Below are 22,533 nucleotides of genomic sequence, written 5' to 3'. Positions count from 1 at the left end.
CATCTTTATGAGATTAGTTTAATTGTCCGACAAAAGCAGGCATGGACTGTGACGAGAAGTTGATCGTCTGCAGCATTCTGAGCAGTGCCGTTACTGTATCGAGTGATGTCATACATACGACGCCATTCTCAACCGCTTCACGACGGATACGGAATCCATCACGCTCTGGTGTTTTCCCTTTAGTCAGTGTATTAAAGACGAAGTTGGCTTGCCCACCACGAATCAAGTCGAGAATGTTCGGTGCACCTTCATCCAGCTTGTTCACGTTCATTACGTTGAGACCTGCTTCTTCAAGCGCTTGAGCGGTGCCTCCGGTAGCAATGATCTTGTAACCCAGCGAGTGGAAGCCTTTCATAAGCTCCACAGCTTCTGCTTTATCTTTATCTGCCACTGTAACGATGATAGCGCCAGTTGCTGGAATTTTCATTCCTGCTCCGATTAGACCTTTATACAAAGCTTTTGCATATAATTTATCGCGGCCCATAACCTCACCCGTCGATTTCATTTCAGGTCCGAGTGTTGGTTCCACTCTACGCAGCTTGGCAAAAGAGAACACCGGCACTTTAACCGATACATAATCACTTTCCGGCCATAGACCTTCTGTATAACCATCATCTTTCAGCTTGCCGCCGAGAATGATTTTGGTTGCCAGATGCGCCATTGGAATTCCAGTTACTTTACTCAAGAATGGAACCGTACGCGATGAACGCGGATTTACTTCAATTACGTACACTTCATTCTGATAGATGACGAACTGGATGTTGACCAGACCAATCGTTTTCAGTTCCTTAGCAATCTTGATTGTGATCTCAGCAATTTTTGCTTTCAGACCTTCATCCAGATACTGCGGAGGATATACAGCGATGGAGTCACCGGAGTGAACGCCTGCACGCTCAACATGCTCCATGATCCCTGGAATAACTACCGTCTCACCGTCACAAATTGCGTCTACCTCAACCTCTTTACCTAACATGTAACGGTCAATCAATACCGGATGCTCCGGATTCACCTTAACCGCTTCTACCATGTAGCTAAGCAATTCCGCATCATTATATACAATTTCCATTGCGCGTCCACCAAGTACATAGGAAGGACGTACCAGCACCGGATATCCAAGCGATTGTGCAGTTTCTACTGCTTGATCTACGTTGATAACCGTCTTACCTTTTGGTTGGGCAATATCCAGACGAGCCAGCAAAGCTTCGAATTTCTTCCGGTCTTCAGCTTCGTCAATACTGTCTAGGCTAGTTCCGAGAATCTTAACGCCAGCCGCACTTAATGGTGCAGCAAGGTTAATGGCTGTTTGGCCTCCGAATTGTACGATAACTCCAATCGGATTCTCTTGCGCAATTACGTTCATTACATCTTCAAAGAATAAGGGTTCAAAATACAACCGGTCCGAAGTATTAAAGTCCGTAGATACAGTCTCAGGGTTATTATTGATAATAACCGCTTCATAACCTGCCTTCTGAATCGCCCACACTGCATGCACAGTGGAGTAATCGAACTCAATCCCTTGACCGATCCGGATTGGACCCGATCCAAGTACGATAACCTTTTGTTTATCGGAATGAATGACTTCATTTTCAGTCTCATAAGTAGAGTAGTAGTAAGGTGTAGAAGCTTCGAACTCAGCCGCACAGGTATCTACCATTTTGAATACAGGCGTTAATCCTCGCTCTAAACGAAGCGCGCGTACATCAGCTTCTTTGATGAATTTAACGTTCGCTTGTCCTTCTGCACGAATCTCAGCAATCGCACGGTCTGTAAAACCTCTGCGTTTAGCTTGATACAGGGTTTCTGCTGATAAGCTTTCATCCCCACGGATAACCTCTTCAAAGTTGATCAATCCCTCGATCTTGGACAGGAACCACCAGTCCACGTTAGTGATATCTTGAATCTCTTGCAAGCCAAATCCGCGGCGGAAGGCTTCCGCGATCAAGAACAACCGCTCATCATCAGGTTTTGCCAGACGTTCACGCAGGACGCTTTCTTCCAAATCTTCAGCGCCCGGCAGGCGGAAACGGTGTACACCGATTTCCAGGGAACGAATTGCTTTATGAATGGACTCTTCGAAGGTACGACCGATGGCCATAACTTCTCCAGTTGCTTTCATTTGTGTGCCCAGCTTACGGTTCGCATGAATGAACTTGTCGAACGGCCAGCGTGGGATTTTGCTTACGATATAGTCAAGTGTAGGCTCGAAGCAAGCATAGGTCTGTCCAGTAACTGGATTGACGATTTCATCAAGTGTGTAACCAAGCGCGATTTTGGCAGCCATTTTGGCAATCGGATAACCGGTTGCTTTCGAAGCCAAAGCCGAAGAGCGGCTGACACGTGGATTTACTTCGATTACATAATATTGATAGCTTTGCGGATCCAGTGCGAACTGCACGTTGCAGCCACCCTCGATATTCAGCGCACGAATGATTTTGAGTGAAGCGCTGCGCAGCATTTGATATTCACGATCGGATAACGTTTGGCTAGGTGCCACAACGATACTGTCACCTGTATGCACACCTACCGGGTCGAAGTTCTCCATGTTGCAGACAACGATACAGTTGTCGTTCGCATCACGCATAACCTCGTATTCAACTTCCTTCATGCCGGCAATACTTTTCTCCACCAAACATTGTCCGATCGGGCTATAACGAATACCTGCTTTGACAGTCTCAAGCAGCTCTTCTTCGTTGTCGCAGATCCCGCCGCCGGTGCCGCCAAGCGTATAGGCCGGGCGTACAATTAGAGGGAAACCAATTTCCTCAGCGAATTTCATCGCTTCATCTACTGTGGTAATAATAGTGCTCTCTGGTACAGGCTGTTCCAGTTCGCGCATCAGATCACGGAACAAATCGCGATCCTCTGCTTTTTCGATGGACTCAAGCTGGGTACCTAGAAGCTTAACATTCTCTTGCTCTAGTACTCCTGCACGAGCCAATTCTACAGCCATATTAAGACCTGTCTGTCCTCCCAAAGTTGGCAACAAGCCATCTGGGCGCTCCTGACGGATGATGCCAGTTACGAATTCAAGGGTAATCGGCTCGATATAAACTTTATCAGCCATATTGGTGTCAGTCATGATAGTCGCTGGGTTACTGTTGATCAGCACAACTTCGACGCCTTCTTCTTTCAGGGCCTGACAGGCCTGCGTTCCGGCATAGTCAAATTCTGCGGCTTGCCCGATAACAATCGGTCCAGAACCGATTACTAATATTTTTTTAAGCTTTTCATTCTTAGGCATGTTATAGAGCTCCTTTCACGGCTTCAAGCTGTTTTACTGTAGGTTTTGGCGCCGTGATTCTGGCGTTTGCCGCAAGCTGCGCCTGGCGCGAGCTTACAGGTGTGTTAGCTTTATGATCAGCGATCATCTGTAAGAAACGATCGAATAAGTAGCTGCTGTCATGAGGTCCCGGTGCTGCTTCTGGATGGTACTGTACTGAAAACGCAGGATAACGGGTATGTTTAAGTCCTTCAACGGTCTTATCATTATTATTAATGTGAGTAACCTCTAGATCCGTGCTCTTCACAGAGTCTTCATTCACTGTGTAGCCATGGTTCTGAGAAGTAATGAAGCAACGTCCGCTCTCCAATTCTTTAACCGGATGGTTACCGCCACGGTGTCCGAATTTCAGCTTCTCTGTATCCGCGCCACAAGCCAGTGCAAACAGCTGGTGACCTAAGCAGATACCGAAGATTGGGTATTCACCAAGCAATTCTGAGATCGCCTTCACTGCGTGTGGAACGTCTTTCGGGTCCCCAGGGCCGTTGGACAGCTGGATACCATCTGGATTGAGGCGACGAATCTCATCAGCAGTTACGTCATGAGGTACAACTACAACATCACAACCGCGATTGTTCAACTCGCGTAAGATACCAGCCTTCGCTCCGTAATCTACCAGCACGATGCGTTCTTTAGTTCCTGGGCTATTGTACATGCTTGGAGTAGATGTGCGTGCTACCTGATTGCGCAGTTCTTCAATTGAAGTGTCGCCCATCATTTCCATCAATTCCTCTACACGTTTATTAGAGGTAGTCAGAATCGCCTTCATTGTTCCGTAGTGGCGAATAATCCGCGTCAACATCCGGGTATCAATCTCGCTGATTCCAGGAATATCATATTCTTTCAGCAGGTCGTCCACACTGTATTCTGCGCGCCAGTTACTTGGAACTTCTTCATGACGACGCACTACAAAACCGTGTACGAAAGGTCGAACAGATTCGAAATCATCCCGCGTAATCCCGTAGTTCCCGATCAATGGGTACGTCATGGTAACGATTTGCCCGCAATATGAAGGGTCAGACAGCACCTCTTGATATCCTGTAATTCCTGTGTTAAAAACAACCTCGCCTGTCTTTTCACCTTCAGCGCCAAATGCGGTACCTGTAAATAAAGTTCCGTCTTGAAGCAGCAATCTCGCCTGCATTCCCTTCCACTCCTTCATGTTCTGTAGTCTAATACGTATGCCTTGCATGCCTTCCGGAGTGTACGCGCTCAAATTGCTGATCCGCAAAGATCAGCAATTTCGCCTCACCAGTCCGCTAGTTTTTCTCAGTCCATACGGCTTTGCCGTCCACCCAAGTTTTTACCGGCCAACCCTTAAGCTTCCAGCCGCCAAAAGGAGTGTTACGTCCTTTGCTTGCGAAGGAACTTGGGTCTACTTCTTTTTCCTGCTCCAGATCGATCAGTGTCAAATCTGCAGGAGCTCCGATCTCCATAACCCCGGTGTTCAATCTGAATACCCGTGCAGGATCGGCAGTCATTCTTTGTACTAGTAAGGATAAATCCCATTTTCCGGTTTCTACAAACGCTGTGTATAAGAGTGGGAAAGCTGTCTCGAATCCAACGATACCAAAAGGTGCCAGCTGCATTCCTTTTGCTTTCTCTTCCTCACTATGTGGCGCATGATCTGTAACAATCATATCTAGTGTGCCATCAAGCAACCCTTCGATACACGCCTCAACATCGCGGCGGGAGCGCAGCGGCGGGTTCATTTTCCAATTGGCATCCAGGCCTGGAATATCGTCTTCAGCAAGAAGCAAGTGATGCGGACATACCTCAGCAGTTACTTTAATACCGATCTCTTTTGCTTGGCGAATCAGCCGCACCGACTGTTCAGTACTGACATGGCATACATGGTAATGAACGCCTGTCGCTTCTGCCAGCAAAATATCGCGTCCAACATGGATCGCTTCTGACTCATTCGGAATTCCTTTGAGGCCATGCTTCTTAGCGAACTCACCTTCAGCTACACAGCAGCCCTCAACCAGCGAGTTATCTTCGCAGTGAGCAATGACTGGCATATCGAGCGATGCTGCGATGTTCATTGCATCTTTCATCATTTGAGCACTTTGTACGCCCACACCGTCGTCTGTATAACCAATAGCTCCAGCTTCTTTGAGCGCCGCAAAATCCGTCAACTCACGTCCGAGCTCATTTTTCGTAATGGCTGCATAAGGAAGCACTTTAACTAGTCCTGCTTCACGCGCCTTGTCTTTCACAAATTGCACGATCTCCGGGCTATCTGTCACCGGACGAGTATTTGGCATACATGCAATGGTTGTAAATCCGCCTTTAGCAGCTGAGCGACTTCCGGTTTCCACTGTTTCCTTGTGTTCAAATCCCGGTTCACGCAAGTGCACATGCATATCAATGAGTCCCGGAATAAGCAGCTTACCTTCAGCATCAATGATCTCCGTGGCTTCTCCGATAGCTTCATTTCCGTCGATTATAGCCGAGATCACACCATCCTGTAGTTCGATGTGTTTGCGCTCAAGCAAGCCTTCCTTATTCAATACGCTGGCGTTTCTAATAATCACTGTCATGATTCTACCTTTACCCTCAGATCACAGCTGCGGGCCCTCTCGTTATTATATAATAAAAATTCATCTTTGTGTATATTTATTAGTCTCTATACGTTAGCATTCTGTAAGCTTATAGTAAAGCTCTTTCGAGAACCGCCATCCGGACCGGTACGCCATTAGACATTTGCGGGAAAATCCGCGATTGACTGCACTCTACTACTGCATCATCAATCTCTAGATTCCGGTTAACCGGAGCTGGATGCATAATGATTGTGTCTTTGGCGAGCTTAGCTGCCCGCTCTTCTGTTAGACCATAGTGGCTACGGTAATCTTCAGCAGACAGCTTAATGCCGGAAGTATGGCGCTCAAGCTGTACTCGAAGCATCATTACTACATCCGCTTTAAGAGCTTCTTCCATAGTTACGTAAGGCGCATACTCCATAAGCTCAGGAGCCTTCATATTATCCGGTGCGCAGAACTGCACCTTGGCTCCCATTTTCGTAAGCCCCCAGAGATTAGAACGCGCTACGCGGCTATGCATAATGTCCCCAATGATGGAGACTGTCAGGCCTTTTAGTTCCCCAAAGGTTTTGGTCATGGTGTATAAATCAAGCAGCGCCTGCGTAGGATGTTCATTGTTACCGTCGCCCGCATTGATAAGCGGTATGGACACCTTCTCAGCTAACTGCTGCAGCACACCTGCAGGCTTCAAACGCACAACTCCGGCATCGATCCCCATCGATTCCAGTGTGCGCACTGTATCGTAGATCGACTCCCCTTTTTCTACACTAGAAGCTGCAGCCGTAAAATTAAGTACTTGCGCACCTAGTCGTTTCTCTGCCATCTCGAAAGAGAAGCGTGTGCGTGTGCTGTTCTCAAAAAACATGTTAGAAATAAAATGGGAGTTCAAGATGGGCGTCAGCTTTTCACTTTGATTGTCCCAAAATGCTGTTCTGTCAAGCAGTTGGATAATTTCCGACCGGTCAAGCTCTTTGATTCCCAGCAGACTACGTTCCTTTACCTTGGTAAGTGTCATGATGTTATCGTTCCTCCCGGTTTGAAATAATGTAGACCTCATCTTTGCCGTCGTATTCCTTCAGCGCCACTTCAATCTGCTCGTGCTTTGAGGTAGGTACATTCTTACCGATGTAGTCCGGCCGGATCGGCAGCTCGCGGTGTCCGCGGTCAGCCAGTACTGCCAGTTGAATCATTCGTGGGCGTCCGCAATCCATCAAAGCGTCCATCGCCGCGCGGATGGTGCGTCCGGTGTAAAGTACATCATCGAACAAAATGACTTTCTGATCATGGATGCCAGCACTTCCTGAAGTAATAACGACGTTACTCTTCACTACTGCTTCACTGCCTTCCACTTCACGATCATCCCGGTAATGTGTGATATCCAGCTCACCGTATGGAATCTCGACGCCTTCAATCTCCTTGATGCGCTCAGCGATACGCTGTGCCAGATACACACCTCGTGTCCGAATGCCGACCAGCAGACAATTTTCGATACCTTTGTTCTTCTCCAAAATCTCATGAGCAATACGCGATAAGGCCCGGCGGATCGCCGTTTCATCCATAATGACATTTTTCTCAGTAACCATAATCTTGTCACCCTCCAGCTTGTTCGCCTATTCAAGTTCCCGGAAATCAAAAAACTCCTTGCCTATAACAGGCAAGGAGTGAAATCCGCAGATGAGGAAGATGACGGCCGCGCGCATAAAAAGACAGTTCCGTATTTACACACGGATACCTTTCTAAGAGTCGCGAACCTCGATTCACGTTACCTTGCCAGCCTCACAGGACTGAATTAAAGGCGCTATTCATTTAACAAGAATTATGACAGAACAACCCCCTCATGTCAACTTTCTCTGCCTAAACTTTTGCACTTCTCTTCCTTACTTCTATTAACAACAAGGGGAAAGCGGTACTCAGTATATCTGCATAAAAAACGAGGCTGAACCCAAATAGCCGTTTCATCGCTTTTTGGACAGCCTCGTTTATGTTCTTAACACTACTTGATGTCCAAATGGTTCAAGAGGCGCACCTAGTAATGCTGAAAATGATGCAATTGGTGAGGTTCTTATATAGTAATTAGGGAATTTCTCCCTGAAAGTCAGTGATTTCTGTTCATCAGACTTGTAATTAGGGAAAACTTCCCTAATTGTTGGCCGATTCAGTGATTAATATAGAAAACCCCCTGATTATTAGGGAGTTTTTCCCTGGTTTCGTAAATTCAGAGCGAATATCGGCTAATTTCAGGGAGTTTTTCCCTAATTAGTTTATAACCCACTCTTTACTTCGCACAAACACAGAACGCATATAGCTCACCACACAAGTCCACCACACAAGTCCGCCACACAAGTCCACTGCACAAATTCCACCGTCACAGCTACCACAAATCATCTACTGCAAGCTGTACGAAAATCACACACAGCCATTCATCCACCACCCACCCCAATAGTACAGAACACGACACGCGGCTTATAGTCATAAGGCACAGCAACATCCACATTTCCTATTCCATAAAAAAGAAGCTGCCCCAAAGTAGAATTCACTACTTTTCGGACAGCCTCATTAATTTCAATAACAATGCTTAAAACTCAAATTCCACATCGCTAAGACGTCTTTGAATTTCAGAGATGACACGTCTCTCTTCCTCTTCACCTTTAGCAATAAAGGTAACGGAGAAACGAACAAACGGACCTGCATCATCCCAAGGCACAGTGGAGATCAGCTTCTCACGAATCAGGAATTGGGAGAAATCTTCACCGGATTCAAAGCGACGGCCGTCTTTGATTCCCTTAGGTGCAGCGACATACAGGAAGAAGGAACCTTTTGGCTTCTCAGCTTTAAAGCCGAGGCTGTTCAGTGCATCAACCAGCAGGTTGTGACGACGGGAGTATTTATCCGCAATCGCTTCAGTAATCTCCGGATGAGCAAGACCATAAGCCGCTGCTTTTTGAATCGCGATAAATTGGCCGGAATCGTTATTATCCTTCACATCGCTGAAAGCTTTAACCACTAGCGGATTGCCAGCCACAAAACCAATTCTCCAGCCCGTCATATTGTAAGACTTAGAAAGAGAATGCAGCTCTACACCCACATCCTTTGCACCTGGTACGGAGAGGAAGCTAAGTGGCTTCAAACCGTCATAGGTCAAGGCAGCATAAGGAGCATCATGAATAACCACTACATCGTATTTTTTCGCCCATGCAACGACCTCAGCAAAAAACTCAGGAGTGGCACTAGCACCCGTTGGATTGTTTGGATAGTTTAGATAAAGAAGCTTAGCTTTACGAGCAATGTCTTCCGGAATTTCATTCAGATCTGGAAGAAATTTGTTCTCCTTCTTCAGCTCCACCGTAAATACTTGTCCACCCAAATATTTAGTATGTGTACCCAAGACTGGATAACCCGGCACGGTCATAATCGTGATATCACCTGGATTGATGAAACAAGATGGCAACATAGCCAGCGCAGGCTTCGATCCGATGGAGTGAACTACCTCCGTATCTGGATCAATACCTTCCACCCGGAAAACTTCCCGCAAATATTCAGCAGCAGCAGTCTTGAATTCGGCAATTCCGTTGTCCGCATATCCGCGGTTTTCTTCCTTCGCTGCTTCTTCAGCAAGCTTAGCTACGATACCCGCATCAGCCATCTCATCCGGCTCGCCTACGCCCATATCAATTAGTTCAATGTTTGGAAAATCCTGTTTTGCGGATGCTTTAGCACGTTTGATTTTCTCGAATTTATAAATCGAAGTGTCTTTGCCATAATCGGCACCGCCGATGCGGTCTGCAAAATTAGTCTGAATGAAGCTATCTTGGTATTGTTCAATACTCATACTGTCATCTCATCTCCTGAATATCTATTCTACTTTTAAAAGAAACGGCTTCGCCGTCCCTTGGATGGCGTATGTTTCCGGATATCCGTTTCATTATAAAAATAAGGATAAAGAATAAGGCATTACCCTTTCTTTATCCTTATGTTTTTAAATATGCCGTAAAGTAGTGTTCAATACCATAGACTAATTATCACTTCATTTGTACTTATCTGCTGCGTAGTGTGAACAGGACTTCTTCCATGTCCTCCGGAATAGGTCTGCTGAATTCTTTATATTCACCTGTGGTAGGATGAATAAATCCGAGCACCGCCGCATGCAACGCTTGTCCATTCATCGTAGTGCCCTTGCTGCGTCCATATATCGGATCGCCTACAAGTGGATGGCCAATGAACTTCATATGTACCCTGATCTGATGCGTGCGGCCAGTCTCCAGCTGCAGCTCCAGCAGTGTACAATCTCCGAAGCGTTCCATTACTGTAAAATGGGTCACGGATTTTTTGCTGTTCTTTTCGGTTACTGTGTATAGCTTGCGATCATGTGGATCTCTGCCAATCGGTGCGTCAACAGTGCCCTTATCATGCGACAAGTTGCCGTGTACGACTGCAATATATCGGCGCGTAACACTATGCTCTTTAAGCTGTGCGGCAAGTGAGGCATGACTGGCATCATTCTTAGCCACCATGATAAGACCAGAGGTATCCTTATCGATCCGATGTACAATGCCTGGACGAATCTCACCGTTAATGCCGGACAGATCCTTACAGTGATACATCAGCGCATTTACCAAGGTGCCTGCCGGATGTCCCGCAGCTGGGTGCACAACCATGCCCCGGGGTTTATTAATCACAATGACATCGCTGTCTTCATATACAACTTCAAGAGGAATGTTCTCCGCGATCAAATCCGTTACTTCTGCTTCAGGGACAACGACGCTAACCACGTCGCCTTCCGATAGCTTATAGTTGGCTTTCACTGGCTTGCCATTAACCGTAACGTTACCGCCGCTGATCCACAGCTGCACCTGAGAACGGGAAATTTCTTCTTCCCATGATTCCGTAATATATTTATCGATTCGCTCCCGCGCGTTCTCTGCCGAAACGGTCCATTCCGTGACGTCCCTCTCTTCTTCGCTCGTAGATGCCGCTTGGTGATTGACGTCTTTATTCAAATCATTCATTCCCTTCTCTTACTTCCTTTGCTTCTTTTACTTCTTTTATTTCTGTAATTTCTTCGCCGTTTTTAAGGTCACGAAAAGAATCCAGAAGAATCAATCCAACCCCAATGACGATACAAGAATCCGCCACATTAAAAATCGGGAAGCTATAGCTCCCAAAATTGAACAGAAGGAAATCAACAACCTCACCATTGATTATCCGGTCCAGGAAGTTACCGATAGCTCCACCCAGTACAAGCCCTAGGGCAACAGATAACAGCTTCCGCGAGTGTCTAGTCTTGTTCAAATACCAAACGATACCACTAACCACTACAACCGTAACTAGAAAGAAGAACCATTGCTGACCTTCGAGAATCCCAAAAGCAGCCCCGCGATTGCGATGAGAGGTAATCAGGAAAAAATCTCCGATAACAGAAATCTGTTCTCCGATCTCCAGACGTGTAGCAATGAGATACTTTGTCCCTTGATCCACCAAAAATACAATAAGAGCAATCAAATAGTACACCACAGAAGTTGTCACTCCGTTCTTATTTTTCCCGCTAAATGCGGTACGAATACTGTTTAAAGACTTGTATATTGTAGCACAGCCCTTAAAGAATCGTCTATTGCGGGACATCCGCTAAGTTCAATCTTGGGGACTATTTTCCAGCGGTAAAATCCCTGCTCTCCGGTCAACCTAACAGAAGAACCATCCGGTGTTATCCGGCAAGTCGGAATGATTCTTATAAAAGGTACAGAAAGGAGCTTTCTCATTATGACGCACCTGACAGTACAGCAGCTCTCAGAGCTACGTGCACGATTGGAAAAAGATCGGGATACGATTCAGCGCAGGCTTCAGAATAATGAGCATTACGGCTTAGATGAATCCATGCGGGATGGTTCCGGAGAACTTTCCGAGAATGACAACCATCCAGGAGATGCAGCCACCGATTTGTATAATCGCTCCATGGACATTTCACTGTTAGAACGGGACGAGCATGAGCTGGACGATATTGAAGCTGCTTTATCCGCTATGGATAATGGCACTTATGGGATATGCAAGGCTAGTGGTGAGCCGATCCCTTTTGAACGTTTATCTGCCATCCCTTCCACACTTTATTGTAAAGAGCACAACCCGCGGCAAAACGCACCTTTCACTCGTCCAGTGGAAGAGGAGCTGTTATCTCCACCTTTCGGACGCACCAGTCTGGATGAGCGCGACGATCAAAACGGTTTTGACGGCGAGGATGCCTGGCAGATTGTTGAAAGCTGGGGTACCTCGAATTCTCCCGCCATGGCGGAGGGCAACAATATTGATTCTTATAATGATATGGAGATTGAAGCCGATGAGCTGGAAGGCTGCGTAGAGCCTTGGGAGAACTTTATCGCCACTGATATCACGGGCAACAATCTGATTGTAGTGCCGGGACGGAGCTACCAGCGTTATTTGGACAGTGACGAGGCAACCCATAGTCTTGATCCTCTCGAGGAAGACTAAACACAGATGTCCCATACACAAAATCATTTAAACGGCGTACTGTTCCAGTTTTAAGGAATGGTTCGCTGTTTTTAATCTTAACGTTTCGATGGCTATTTGAATTCTAGCTGACGCTGTACGATCCGCACAATATCCGCAATATAATCCCCAATGATCGGTAGATTGAGCGCGCCTAGTCCCTGAAGGATGTAAATAATCGTTGCCGCAAAAAAAGTAAAACCCAGTGCGATCCCAACTCCCCGAGCTGCTCCAAATAAAATATTTCTCCAAATCAACCGCCAAGGTGAATATAGCAGATCCGTATATTGATAAATTCGGGATTTTTCCAAAATATGAGCCCACTCAAAGGTCAATCGGTACATCGTATTCATTTTTTCTTCCAGCGGAATATCCTCGGGATTACGCGGATCTGCTGTTAGATACTCAGGATTAACTTCAGGAAAAGCCTTATTCTCCTTTTCCTTGTCTGGGTTATTCTTATTGCCGGATGTCTTAATGGAGATTCTCCTCTTGTTTCCCTCCACAGCTACGGCTCCTCTCCTATGTCTTTCCTTCGCTACAAAGTAAACGAGCCCGGCCAAAGAGAATTCATCTCCTTAAGCTCGGGACTCGTTAGTTTTGCGCCGAAATATAAAGACTATATTTCCCGCATAAACGGAAGATCTCCGTTTACACTTATGCCGCTAGTATATGCTGTTTTGGGACAGGTAATGCAGAATTATGCTTCGATATGGATACCGATGGATTTATCACCGACTTCTACCGTCTCAAAAGCATGTTCTCCATCAAAATCAACCGTAGTCACAAGTACATTGTCTCGCAGTACATTGTCAAATGCTGTAACAGCTGCTTTTAGCTCATCGTCTAACTTCAAAGTGAGTGCGATCCGTTTCTCGATCGGCAGATCCAGACGTTTACGGTAATCTTGAACCGCACGAATGATCTCACGAACCCAGCCTTCTTGTTCAAGCTCAGGCGTGATTTCGGTATTGAGCGCAACCGTAACTCCATATCCGGAAGCTGCGGCGAAACCTGCTTTGGCTTGTTTTTCAACAAGCAGCTCTTCAGAAGTGATTACAAGCTCTTCACCTTCAGGTGTCGCAATCGCGATTGAGCCGTCTTGCACCGCTTTACGGGTAGAGTCACTATCCATAGCTTTCAGAAAGCCTTGCAGGAAGCCTACGTTTTTACCGTATTTTTTACCGGCAACCTTAAGATTCAGCTTGAGTGTGAAATCAACAAATCCGCTGTCACTGTTCTCCAGCACGATGTTCTTGATGTTGATCTCGTCTTTGATGATCTCTTCATACTCAGACAAATGGAAGTCACGGTTCATCGAAACGATCAGCTCGGACAGCGGTTGACGATTCTTAATGCCTGTTTCGTTACGTACGTTACGCGCCAGCTCAACGATCTGTCTTGCACTTTCCATATCCTCTTCCAGCTCTTTATCGATCAAGTTCTCGTCAGCAACCGGGTAGTCTGCCAAATGCACACTTTCTCCGCCGCCAAGGTTCGTGAAGATATCTTCGGACAACATCGGTGTAAATGGAGCCATCAAAGTCGCTGTCGCCAAAAGCACATGAGTCAACGTACGGTAAGCATCCAATTTATCTTCACCTAGACCACTACCCCAGAAGCGGTCACGGGAACGACGGATATACCAGTTGCTCAGCTCATCCACAAAGTTCTCAATCGCTCTAGACGTATTCACGAAGTCATTTACCGCAAGTCCTTTATCCACCAAAAGAATCAAGCTGTTCAGACGGGACAGGATCCAGCGGTCCAGCTTATGTTTTGATACCTTAAAAGGATGATCGGCTGGGTCGTATCCATCGATGCCCGCATAAAGCGTTAAGAAGGCATGTGTGTTCACCAGCGTATCCACTACTTTAGATTTTGTCTCACCTACAAGACCACGCGAGAAACGTTTATTATTCCACGGTGCACTGTCGGACAAAATAGCCCAACGGAATGCATCCGTGCCGTAATCGTTCATGATTTCCCAAGGATCAATAACATTGCCTTTGGATTTGGACATTTTTTGACCATTCTCATCGAGGATATGACCGTGAGCAATAACTGCTTTATATGGAGCTTTACCCTTAAACAAGGTGGATACTGCAAGCAAGCTGTAGAACCATCCGCGGGTCTGGTCGATCCCTTCACAGATCATATCTGCCGGGTACTGATCATTCAGCTTATCCTCGTTCTCAAATGGATAATGGCTTTGTGCAAAAGGCATTGAGCCACTGTCGAACCATACGTCGATCACTTCCGATGTGCGAACCATCTCTGCACCTTCGCTAAACGGACTGCGCAGCTTGATCTTATCCACGAAAGGTTTATGCAGCTCGATATCTTCCGGAACATCACCAATCGCCATCGCTCTTAGCTCTTCAATGCTGTGTGGTGCAAACTCTTTGCCCGTTTCTTGACATACCCAGACGTTGAGGGGTGTACCCCAATAACGGTTACGGCTGATATTCCAGTCAACCAGTTCATCCAAGAACTTCCCGAAACGACCTTCACGTACATGCTCAGGGTACCAAGCCACACTGTTGTTGTTAGCAATCAGCTGATCTTTGATCGCTGTAGTGTTGATGAACCAGCTGTCTGTTGCGTAATACAAAAGTGGTGTATCACAACGCCAGCAGAACGGATAGCTATGCTCGTATTTCTCTTTACCGTAAAGCAATCCTTTTTCAGACAAAACCTTAATGATATCCAGATCGCAATCCTTAACAAAACGTCCCGCAAAATCAGAAACTACATCCGTATACTTACCGGAATTATCAACCACATTTACGAAGCTGATGCCATTCTCACGGCAAGTCTTGTAGTCATCTTCACCATGTGCTGGTGCCATGTGTACGATCCCTGTACCACTGGAATCTGTAACGAAAGAAGCACCTACGATAACATTACTTTTCTCTGCCTTAATATATCCGAATGGAGGTGCGTAAGTTTTACCGATAAACTCGGAACCTTTATGTGTAGAAAGGACTGTGTGCTCGCCTTTCATTACTTCTTCGACCAAGTTTTTAGCAACGATGTACACACCATCTTCTTGTTGCACACGTACATAATCCATGTCCGGGTTCATAGCTAGCGCCATATGGGCTGGCAAGGTCCAAGGTGTTGTCGTCCAAGCCAATACGTAGTCTCCGCTGTCATCCAGCTTGAACTTCGCAGTTGCACTGAGATCCTTAACGGTTTTGTAGCCTTGGGCAACTTCATGCGAGCTTAATGTAGTCTGGCAGCTCGGGCAATACGGGCTAACACGGTGTCCGCGGTAAAGCAACCCGTTCTCATGCACTGTAGCCAAGATGTTCCATACACTTTCGATATAGGTGTTATCCAAGGTTACGTAAGGATTATCTAGATCTGTCCAGTATCCAATCGCTTCTGTAAATTCACGCCATTGCTTCTCATAACCGAAGACGCTGTCTTTACATTCCTGGATGAATTTTTCTACGCCATATTCCTCAATCTCTTGTTTACCGGAGATGCCAAGCTTCTTTTGTACGCCTAGTTCTACTGGCAGACCGTGTGTATCCCAGCCTGCTTTACGTACTACGCGGTAACCTTTCATTGTCTGGTAACGACCGATGAAATCCTTGATTACCCGTCCCAGCACGTGTCCGATATGCGGCGCACCGTTTGCTGTTGGCGGACCTTCATAGAATACATAGTTTGGACGTCCCTCACGGTTCTCCATGGACTTGCGGAACGTATTCTCTTCGTTCCATTTCTTCAATATGCGGACATCTCTTGCCCGCGCCTTTTCTCTGACATCTACTTTTTGCATGTGATGGTCAATCCTTTCATGGATTAGTCTATAAAGCTCTTTTCGATCCTTGGGCGATCCTGGCAGCAGCTGCCACTTCTTTGCCCTGGCACCCGAGCTGCGATCCCGTAGGGCAGCAATCGCTCGGGGCGCCATTTCGCGACCTTGCGCAGCTGGTCGCGCACCGCTCTTGCCCTGGCTCCCGAGCCGCGATCCCGTTAGGGCAGCAATCGCTCGGGGCGCCAATGAGCGACCTTGCGCAGCTGGTCGCTCACCGCTCTTGCCCTGGCTCCCGAGCCGCGATCCCGCAGGGCAGCAATCGCTCGGGGCGCCAATGAGTGACCTTGCGCAGCTGGCCGCTCACCGCTCTTGCCCTGGCACCCGAGCCGCGATCCCGTTAGGGCAGCAATCGCTCGGGGCCATACGCGACCTTGCGCAGCTGGTCGCACACCGCTCTTGCCCTGGCTCCCGAGCCGCGATCCCGCAGGGCAGCAATCGCTCGGGGCGCCATTTCGCGACCTTGCGCAGCTGGTCGCGCACCGCTCTTGCCGTTAAGGCCCCGCAGGCGAACCCGCCAGGGGAGCCTAAGAAGGGCCGCTCGTTCAGCCACATGAGTCCGTTTGTTTCCACCACCGTACCTATTTGCACGAGGCTTTACTTTGCGGGTGTCCAGAGGGCGGCAGCCCTTGGGGTCCCCCTTAGAAAGGGGGATTTAGGGGGATGGCCGCCCCGGAACAACAAAATAAGCGTCATCCCACCCCCAAAGGGGCGAGACGACGCTCGCGATACCACCCTAATTCTGCGCATGAGCACATCCTTAAGGGGAGTGTATTCAGCACAATCTCAGTCCTGCGCGTAAATCTTGTGCACAGGTCCGGTGTAACGTCCGGCAGACGGTTAGGCTTACGCACGATCAACGCTTCAGCTTAACTTCTAGGGGAAGATCTTCCGGCAGGGTTCGAACAATCGGCTCGCAGCAATCGCCGACTCTCTGGAGAACGTTACCTTGTCGTACTTGTCCCGTCATCGAATACATATAAACATTATACAGATATGTTCTATTTATAGACTTTTTGAATCTAAATGTCAACAACCATTCGCCCAATCTAGCTATTATGAGCGTACTTGCACATGGAGTTCACTTTATTATGGTCTATTTTATCGGAAAATAAAAATAGAGGGAATAGCTCCCTCTATTTAGCCAATTATCGTCTGAAACCTTTAGATGCGATGAAGAACATCATCCTTGAAAGCTACGTTCTCGCTCGCCTCACGACTCTCTAAGGCATTCCAGTCATCCTGTGATAACAGCTCCAGCTGAGCTTCCACTAATGTCCGGAAACGAGTGCGATAGATCGAAGCTTGCTTGCGCAATTCTTCAGTCTCAATAGCAACCTTACGGGATTTGGATAACGCTTCGTTAATAATACGATCGGCGTTTTTCTCCGCTTCCTTGATAATGAGCTGGGATTCCTTCTTGGAGTTGTTCTTCACATCATCCGCCGCTTCCTGAGCGACTAAGATCGTCTTCGATAAACTTTCTTCAATATTCACAAAATGATCCAGACGCTCTTGAATAGACAAAAGCTGATTCTGCAGTTCCTTGTTCTCACGGATGACGCTTTCGTAATCCTTGATCACTTGATCCAGAAATTCGTTGACCTCGTCCTCATCATAACCGCGAAGTCTCCGAGAAAACTCCTTGTTATGTATATCGAGCGGTGTTAATGGCATGCTGTGCACCTCCTAGAAATTTCGGACCTTCTTTATCTCTAAATCGCAACTAAGCGGCAGACAAAGAAGAAAGACTGTACTTCAAGTAAAGGCAGAAGGTGTTCCTGTGTTCCGCCTGCCATTCATGGTCCGCCTCTTCTTAAAAGTATCGGCGTCCAGCTTTAAAAATGTTTGATTCCCTCGAAATAATCAATTTCGACAAGTAAGACCGTATTCCTGCAAGGGATTCACACAAATTTACCAATCTGAACACGGTATCGGCCCTTTTTCGTCAAACTGCCGACCTCTAGAACCTTGAAGCGACCAAAGCCTTGAATAGATACCATGTCACCATCCTTAAGACCGCAGGATGGGTCTTCCTCCACTTTCCAGTTTACCCGAACACGTCCAGCCTTGATGGGAGCAAGAATTTTGCTTCGGCTAAGCCGTGTTACATCTGCGGCAATGCCATCCAATCGCAGGGATGCTACAGTCAAATCCATCAATTCCAGCTTAACCTCACTATTACGCAAGGCGGAAAGGGGTAATACTTCCGTACTTACCTGTATCCGGTGCACTCCAGTTAAATTCATAGCTAAATAATCTGCAATATCAGCAGCGACTACAACATGACAACCATCGTCCAGAACATGAATATCACCGATTTTGCCTCGTTTAACGCCCAGCCCCAGAATAGAACCCATGTAGTCCCCATGCTCCAGAGCCAGAAACTTCTGCTCCCCTGAGGTTATTGCAAGCACCTTCAGCTCCATGTCTTCCTGATCCAGGTCACGATAATCAGGAGCGACAAGCGCTCGCTTCCGCTCTGCCTCAGCATGTCCACCTTCCCATTTAACAATCACATCAGGATGGCGGTTAACTAAAGTTTGCAGAATAAAACCTTGGCGGGGATCGAGAAATTCAGTTAATTTAGTCTCATGATATTCTCCAGCGTTGGTAACCCATTCGAAGGCCTTGTCCACAAATTGACGTTCATCGGGATGAAAATGCCCGTAAACTTCGTTCTTCATCACAATTGCCTAAAAAATCAAATGCAGGATAGATTTAAGTCCGCCTGCAGCGAATTCCAAGACAAGTAATGCAATAATTGGAGAGATATCAAGTGTACCGAAGAGCGGTGGAATAAACCGTCTGAAAGGTGTTAAATACGGCTCTACGAGTTTGCTTAGCAGTTCTCCAATGAAGTTATCACGAACGTTGGGTAACCAGGACATTAGCACATAGAAAATAATCATGTAAAAATAAATGTTAAACAAAATATCGATAATGTAATCAATTTGAAGCAAAGCCCATTCACCTCATTCTGTTATAGTCTTGATCGTCACCTAGGATTTCTGTAATGGAGCCTTGAATTTCAACAGTATCTGGAGTGCACATAAATATATTGCCCCCAATTTTAGAGATTCCTCCCCCAAGGGCATAAACAGTTCCGCTGAGAAAATCAATAATTCGCATTGCTTGATCATTGCGAACACGCTGCAGGTTAATTACTACCGTCCGATGCGAACGGAGATGATCAGCAATCTCCTGTGCCTCATCATATGAACGTGGTTCATATAATACAACCTTGACATTTTTTTGCGAATGGATACTGACAACGTTGCCCCTCTGATTTTTGCGGGTTTCTACAGGGGCCGGCTCATACTCATCCTCTTCGTGGATTTGCTCCCGCTCCACAACTTCCTCTTCCTCCTGCAAGCCCAAAAAACTCATAAATCGGTTCATAACGCTCATCACGATCCCTCCTAATGGCCTACTAACACCGTACCCAGGCGTACCCAGGTGGCTCCTTCCTGTATCGCCACTTCAAAATCATTCGACATTCCCATGGACAGCTCCGTAATCGGCTCAGGTGTCAAAGCAAGTTGATTAAGCTCATCGCGCAGCTCACGAAGTCCGCGAAATACAGGACGGGTAAGCTCCGGATCACCTTCTAAAGGTGCCATCGTCATAAGTCCAATTACCTTAACGCGGTCCAAACTAGCGATTTCACGTAAAAATCCAGGTACTGCCTCAGGTGACAGACCAAACTTCGTATCTTCGCCAGAGATATTCACTTGAAGAAACACATTCACTTCCTGATCAGCAGCAAGCGCCTTTTTGTGTAATTCTTGCGCCAGAGACATCCGGTCCAAAGAGTGTATATATTGAAATTTGCCAATAACGTCTTTAACCTTATTGGTTTGCAAATGCCCGATAAAATGCCATGTCCCTTTGTCCCCTAAAACCTTCCATTTGTGCTCAGCATCCTGCCAGCGACTCTCAGCAACATGCTCTAGGCCTGCCTCCAATACGGAGGATACCATTTCCAGAGAAACATATTTCGTCACTGCAATTACCTTGACGTCATTACGATCCCGGCCGCTTGCCGCGCAGGCACGTGCTACACGTTCCTCTACCTCAGCAATCCTCTCCTGCAGTGTTAAAGACAACTTTCAACTCTCCTTTATTCCGATCCAGCTCGTCATTCTGCCTGTAATACCGTTTTCTTTACGATAAGAAAAAAACAAATCACGATTACAGCTTGTACACCATGTTGTACATTCGATATGAGTCGGCAATATTCCTGCTTTTATCATAATGCGTCGATTCATTTCTTTCAAGTTTAGCAAGTATTTACTCTGATCAGTCTCTGAGGCTCTGTAAAGCTCCACAGCATCGAAAGTTTCTATCCCCTCATTCAAGCTGCCCTCCAGCTGCCGAACATGCTCCATCACATAATCATCCACCTCATAACAGCAGTCGCCAATGGATGGACCGATCGCTGCCACAATATCATGTGGATGGCTGCCGTATACCGTTTGCAGCTTACTCACCATAGCTGCGGCAATCTGAGCCACCGTTCCTTTCCAGCCTGCATGCGCAAGACCGACGACTCTACGCACGGGATCATAAAAATAAAGGGGCACACAATCCGCATAAAAAGAAGTCAACAAAACCCCAGGCACATCCGTCAGCAGACCATCCGTAGCTTGAAATGCCGATGCTCTGTCCTGTTGTCCCCGCCCACGGTCTACTTCCCTTACTACAGCTATCTCTGCCCCATGAGTTTGTTCTCCACAGGTCCATGCTTCCGGCTTGAAATCAAGAGCTTCGGCAAGCGCTCTCCGATTGCTCAGGACATCTTCAGGAGCATCCCCAACGTGAAACGCACAATTCAGGCTGTCATAGGGCGCCTTGCTAGCCCCTCCCTGTCTACCAGTAAACCCCGCTGTAATTTCGTTATGCTCCACTCGCCAAGGCTCCAGATGGAGCAGCATAAGCATTTCTTTCCCCTGCACAAACGGTTCCATTTCCTCACCTCCGCCTTAGTGTACCACATGTAAATACCCGTACAAAGTGACGGTTAAGCCTGATCGCCTAAATTCTTAAATAAAAAAACAAAAAACGCACCTAATTAATAAGTGCGCCGTTCGCTGCGATCTCCCCGTTCCAGATACATCGTTTCACGCTCTTCCTGTCCCGGAGACATCCGCGACTCTTCAATCTTCACGAGTACTACATCGGACCCGATCTTAACTATATTCCGCCATGGAATAATCAGATCTGTCCCGCCTCCGAACAATCCCATAAACCGAGTGTATCCGGGTATAACGATGGCATCAATGACACCACGGCGCAAATCAAGCTCCAGATCACTAATCTGCCCCAGCCGCTTGCCATCTACAATGTTGATAACATCCTTCGTCTGAAAATCTGAGATTTTCATTTTTTTGGCAGACCCTTGATAATCCTCGTTCATCTCACCACCCCTGTACAATCCGACCTATAGTCCAATATATGATCCGGAAGCTTGTCAACATGCATTAAAAAGAGGAGACAACCCAAAATCCTTAACCCGGATTCTGGAATATCTCCTCATGGCTACTGCTCTAAGATTTCACGTGTTTTTGCATTTGCTGAATCGCAGATTTCTCCAGACGTGAGACCTGTGCCTGTGAAATGCCAATCTCGTCTGCGACCTCCATCTGTGTTTTCCCTTCGAAAAACCGCATGGATAAAATTCGTTTCTCCCTTTGTCCTAACTTACGCATCGCTTCACGTAATGCAATTTCTTCGATCCACGACACATCCTTATTCTTATCGTCGCTAATCTGGTCCATTACATAAATAGGATCGCCGCCGTCATGATAGATCGGCTCGAATAAGGACACTGGATCCTGAATGGCATCAAGAGCAAATACAACATCTTCCTTCGGCACACCCAGCGCTTCTGATATTTCGAATATCGTCGGTTCCCGCGAGTTCTGATTGGTCAGACTATCACGTACCTGGAGCGCCTTGTAGGCGATATCTCTGAGAGAACGTGATACCCGAATCGGGTTGTTATCACGCAGGTAACGCCGAATCTCACCGATAATCATCGGAACTGCATATGTGGAGAATTTAACGTTTTGTGATAAATCGAAATTATCAATGGCTTTCATCAGACCGATGCAACCCACCTGGAACAAATCGTCAACAAATTCTCCCCTATTATTGAACCTCTGGATAACGCTTAGAACAAGTCTAAGATTACCGTTTACCAATTTCTCTCTGGCGGATCGCTCGCCCTGCTGCTGCAGCGAAGTGAACAGTTGCCGCATTTCCACATTCGTTAGAACAGGCAGCTTAGCAGTATCCACACCGCAAATCTCGACTTTATTACGGGTCATGATGATTTACCTCCCAAGGAGAAACATTACTGTACATTATCTCCCGGGCTC

19 protein-coding genes and 1 other annotated feature are annotated in these 22,533 nt (G+C 46.9%); of the genes, 1 reads left to right on the top strand and 18 read right to left on the bottom strand.

Annotation, left to right across the window (positions count from 1 at the left end; translation table 11 throughout):
- Positions 1-13: 13 nt before the first annotated feature.
- The 8 genes from carB to lspA all read right to left on the bottom strand — a co-directional run bounded on the left by carB (position 14) and on the right by lspA (position 11,334).
- Positions 14-3,241 carry a carbamoyl-phosphate synthase large subunit gene (gene carB, locus MKY63_RS17935; protein WP_036683372.1) on the bottom strand — a complete coding sequence of 1,076 codons (3,228 nt, stop codon included), beginning with the start codon at positions 3,239-3,241 and terminating at the stop codon, positions 14-16.
- Position 3,242: 1 nt separating this feature from the next.
- Positions 3,243-4,424: a glutamine-hydrolyzing carbamoyl-phosphate synthase small subunit gene (locus tag MKY63_RS17930; protein WP_076275666.1), complete on the bottom strand. Its 1,182-nt coding sequence runs from the start codon at positions 4,422-4,424 to the stop codon at positions 3,243-3,245.
- Between the two features lie 115 nt (positions 4,425-4,539).
- A complete protein-coding gene (locus MKY63_RS17925; RefSeq protein ID WP_076275667.1) occupies positions 4,540-5,823 on the bottom strand; it encodes a dihydroorotase in 1,284 nt (427 codons plus the stop codon).
- 109 nt (positions 5,824-5,932) lie between these two features.
- Entirely contained in the window at positions 5,933-6,838 is a 906-nt protein-coding gene (locus MKY63_RS17920; protein ID WP_036683376.1) for an aspartate carbamoyltransferase catalytic subunit, read from the bottom strand.
- Between the two features lie 4 nt (positions 6,839-6,842).
- Positions 6,843-7,406 (bottom strand): bifunctional pyr operon transcriptional regulator/uracil phosphoribosyltransferase PyrR, encoded by a 564-nt coding sequence (gene pyrR, locus MKY63_RS17915; RefSeq protein WP_036683379.1) that lies wholly within the window; start codon positions 7,404-7,406, stop codon positions 6,843-6,845.
- A gap of 992 nt (positions 7,407-8,398) precedes the next feature.
- Positions 8,399-9,652 (bottom strand): LL-diaminopimelate aminotransferase, encoded by a 1,254-nt coding sequence (locus MKY63_RS17910; protein WP_038572841.1) that lies wholly within the window; start codon positions 9,650-9,652, stop codon positions 8,399-8,401.
- A gap of 205 nt (positions 9,653-9,857) precedes the next feature.
- The gene (locus tag MKY63_RS17905) at positions 9,858-10,829 is read right to left on the bottom strand and encodes an RluA family pseudouridine synthase (protein WP_076275668.1); all 972 of its coding nucleotides are present in this window, start codon (positions 10,827-10,829) and stop codon (positions 9,858-9,860) included.
- The gene (gene lspA, locus MKY63_RS17900; protein ID WP_036683603.1) at positions 10,822-11,334 is read right to left on the bottom strand and encodes a signal peptidase II; all 513 of its coding nucleotides are present in this window, start codon (positions 11,332-11,334) and stop codon (positions 10,822-10,824) included. The genes MKY63_RS17905 and lspA overlap by 8 nt, the downstream gene beginning before the upstream one ends.
- 246 nt (positions 11,335-11,580) lie before the next feature.
- Between lspA and MKY63_RS17895 the strand changes: the two genes are divergently transcribed.
- Complete coding sequence (locus tag MKY63_RS17895) at positions 11,581-12,303, top strand: TraR/DksA C4-type zinc finger protein (protein ID WP_036683605.1); 723 nt, start codon at positions 11,581-11,583, stop codon at positions 12,301-12,303.
- A gap of 92 nt (positions 12,304-12,395) precedes the next feature.
- Here MKY63_RS17895 and MKY63_RS17890 read toward each other — a convergent pair whose 3' ends face one another.
- The 10 genes from MKY63_RS17890 to sigG all read right to left on the bottom strand — a co-directional run bounded on the left by MKY63_RS17890 (position 12,396) and on the right by sigG (position 22,482).
- Complete coding sequence (locus MKY63_RS17890) at positions 12,396-12,692, bottom strand: DUF5665 domain-containing protein (protein WP_051491300.1); 297 nt, start codon at positions 12,690-12,692, stop codon at positions 12,396-12,398.
- Between the two features lie 329 nt (positions 12,693-13,021).
- On the bottom strand, positions 13,022-16,114 hold the full coding sequence (gene ileS, locus MKY63_RS17885; protein ID WP_036683608.1) for an isoleucine--tRNA ligase: 3,093 nt from the start codon (positions 16,112-16,114) through the stop codon (positions 13,022-13,024).
- 740 nt (positions 16,115-16,854) lie between these two features.
- Positions 16,855-17,129 (bottom strand) — a binding site (T-box leader).
- A gap of 185 nt (positions 17,130-17,314) precedes the next feature.
- The gene (locus tag MKY63_RS17880; protein ID WP_051491297.1) at positions 17,315-17,827 is read right to left on the bottom strand and encodes a DivIVA domain-containing protein; all 513 of its coding nucleotides are present in this window, start codon (positions 17,825-17,827) and stop codon (positions 17,315-17,317) included.
- A 227-nt stretch (positions 17,828-18,054) separates the two neighbouring features.
- Positions 18,055-18,837 carry a YlmH/Sll1252 family protein gene (locus MKY63_RS17875; protein WP_036683613.1) on the bottom strand — a complete coding sequence of 261 codons (783 nt, stop codon included), beginning with the start codon at positions 18,835-18,837 and terminating at the stop codon, positions 18,055-18,057.
- Positions 18,838-18,846: 9 nt separating this feature from the next.
- A complete protein-coding gene (locus MKY63_RS17870) occupies positions 18,847-19,062 on the bottom strand; it encodes a YggT family protein (protein WP_051491301.1) in 216 nt (71 codons plus the stop codon).
- 58 nt (positions 19,063-19,120) lie between these two features.
- Positions 19,121-19,561, bottom strand: coding sequence for a cell division protein SepF (gene sepF / locus MKY63_RS17865; RefSeq protein ID WP_036683619.1), 441 nt, complete (start codon positions 19,559-19,561; stop codon positions 19,121-19,123).
- Positions 19,562-19,572: 11 nt separating this feature from the next.
- Positions 19,573-20,259, bottom strand: a complete 687-nt coding sequence (locus MKY63_RS17860) for a YggS family pyridoxal phosphate-dependent enzyme (RefSeq protein ID WP_036683622.1) — start codon at positions 20,257-20,259, stop codon at positions 19,573-19,575.
- A gap of 3 nt (positions 20,260-20,262) precedes the next feature.
- A complete protein-coding gene (gene pgeF / locus MKY63_RS17855; protein ID WP_036683625.1) occupies positions 20,263-21,120 on the bottom strand; it encodes a peptidoglycan editing factor PgeF in 858 nt (285 codons plus the stop codon).
- A gap of 104 nt (positions 21,121-21,224) precedes the next feature.
- A complete protein-coding gene (locus tag MKY63_RS17850; protein WP_036683628.1) occupies positions 21,225-21,569 on the bottom strand; it encodes a YlmC/YmxH family sporulation protein in 345 nt (114 codons plus the stop codon).
- 130 nt (positions 21,570-21,699) lie between these two features.
- Positions 21,700-22,482, bottom strand: a complete 783-nt coding sequence (sigG, locus tag MKY63_RS17845) for an RNA polymerase sporulation sigma factor SigG (RefSeq protein WP_036683631.1) — start codon at positions 22,480-22,482, stop codon at positions 21,700-21,702.
- Between the last annotated feature and the right edge of the window lie 51 nt (positions 22,483-22,533).

It is taken from the genome of Paenibacillus sp. FSL R7-0189, assembly GCF_037969925.1.
GTDB classification, from domain to species: Bacteria; Bacillota; Bacilli; order Paenibacillales; family Paenibacillaceae; genus Paenibacillus_AQ; species Paenibacillus_AQ odorifer.
Note: the sequence above shows the minus strand (reverse complement) of the source record. Positions and strands in the feature narration are given on the sequence as shown.

Bases quoted from the DNA above. Each gene is read 5' to 3' on its own strand.
- carB (WP_036683372.1), bottom strand. From the start codon at position 3,241: ATGCCTAAGAATGAAAAGCTTAAAAAAATATTAGTAATCGGTTCTGGA.
- MKY63_RS17930 (WP_076275666.1), bottom strand. From the start codon at position 4,424: ATGCAGGCGAGATTGCTGCTTCAAGACGGAACTTTATTTACAGGTACC.
- MKY63_RS17925 (WP_076275667.1), bottom strand. From the start codon at position 5,823: ATGACAGTGATTATTAGAAACGCCAGCGTATTGAATAAGGAAGGCTTG.
- MKY63_RS17920 (WP_036683376.1), bottom strand. From the start codon at position 6,838: ATGACACTTACCAAGGTAAAGGAACGTAGTCTGCTGGGAATCAAAGAG.
- pyrR (WP_036683379.1), bottom strand. From the start codon at position 7,406: ATGGTTACTGAGAAAAATGTCATTATGGATGAAACGGCGATCCGCCGG.
- MKY63_RS17910 (WP_038572841.1), bottom strand. From the start codon at position 9,652: ATGAGTATTGAACAATACCAAGATAGCTTCATTCAGACTAATTTTGCA.
- MKY63_RS17905 (WP_076275668.1), bottom strand. From the start codon at position 10,829: ATGAATGATTTGAATAAAGACGTCAATCACCAAGCGGCATCTACGAGC.
- MKY63_RS17895 (WP_036683605.1), top strand. From the start codon at position 11,581: ATGACGCACCTGACAGTACAGCAGCTCTCAGAGCTACGTGCACGATTG.
- ileS (WP_036683608.1), bottom strand. From the start codon at position 16,114: ATGCAAAAAGTAGATGTCAGAGAAAAGGCGCGGGCAAGAGATGTCCGC.
- MKY63_RS17880 (WP_051491297.1), bottom strand. From the start codon at position 17,827: ATGCCATTAACACCGCTCGATATACATAACAAGGAGTTTTCTCGGAGA.
- MKY63_RS17875 (WP_036683613.1), bottom strand. From the start codon at position 18,837: ATGAAGAACGAAGTTTACGGGCATTTTCATCCCGATGAACGTCAATTT.
- MKY63_RS17870 (WP_051491301.1), bottom strand. From the start codon at position 19,062: ATGATTATTTTCTATGTGCTAATGTCCTGGTTACCCAACGTTCGTGAT.
- sepF (WP_036683619.1), bottom strand. From the start codon at position 19,561: ATGAGCGTTATGAACCGATTTATGAGTTTTTTGGGCTTGCAGGAGGAA.
- pgeF (WP_036683625.1), bottom strand. From the start codon at position 21,120: ATGGAACCGTTTGTGCAGGGGAAAGAAATGCTTATGCTGCTCCATCTG.
- MKY63_RS17850 (WP_036683628.1), bottom strand. From the start codon at position 21,569: ATGAACGAGGATTATCAAGGGTCTGCCAAAAAAATGAAAATCTCAGAT.
- sigG (WP_036683631.1), bottom strand. From the start codon at position 22,482: ATGACCCGTAATAAAGTCGAGATTTGCGGTGTGGATACTGCTAAGCTG.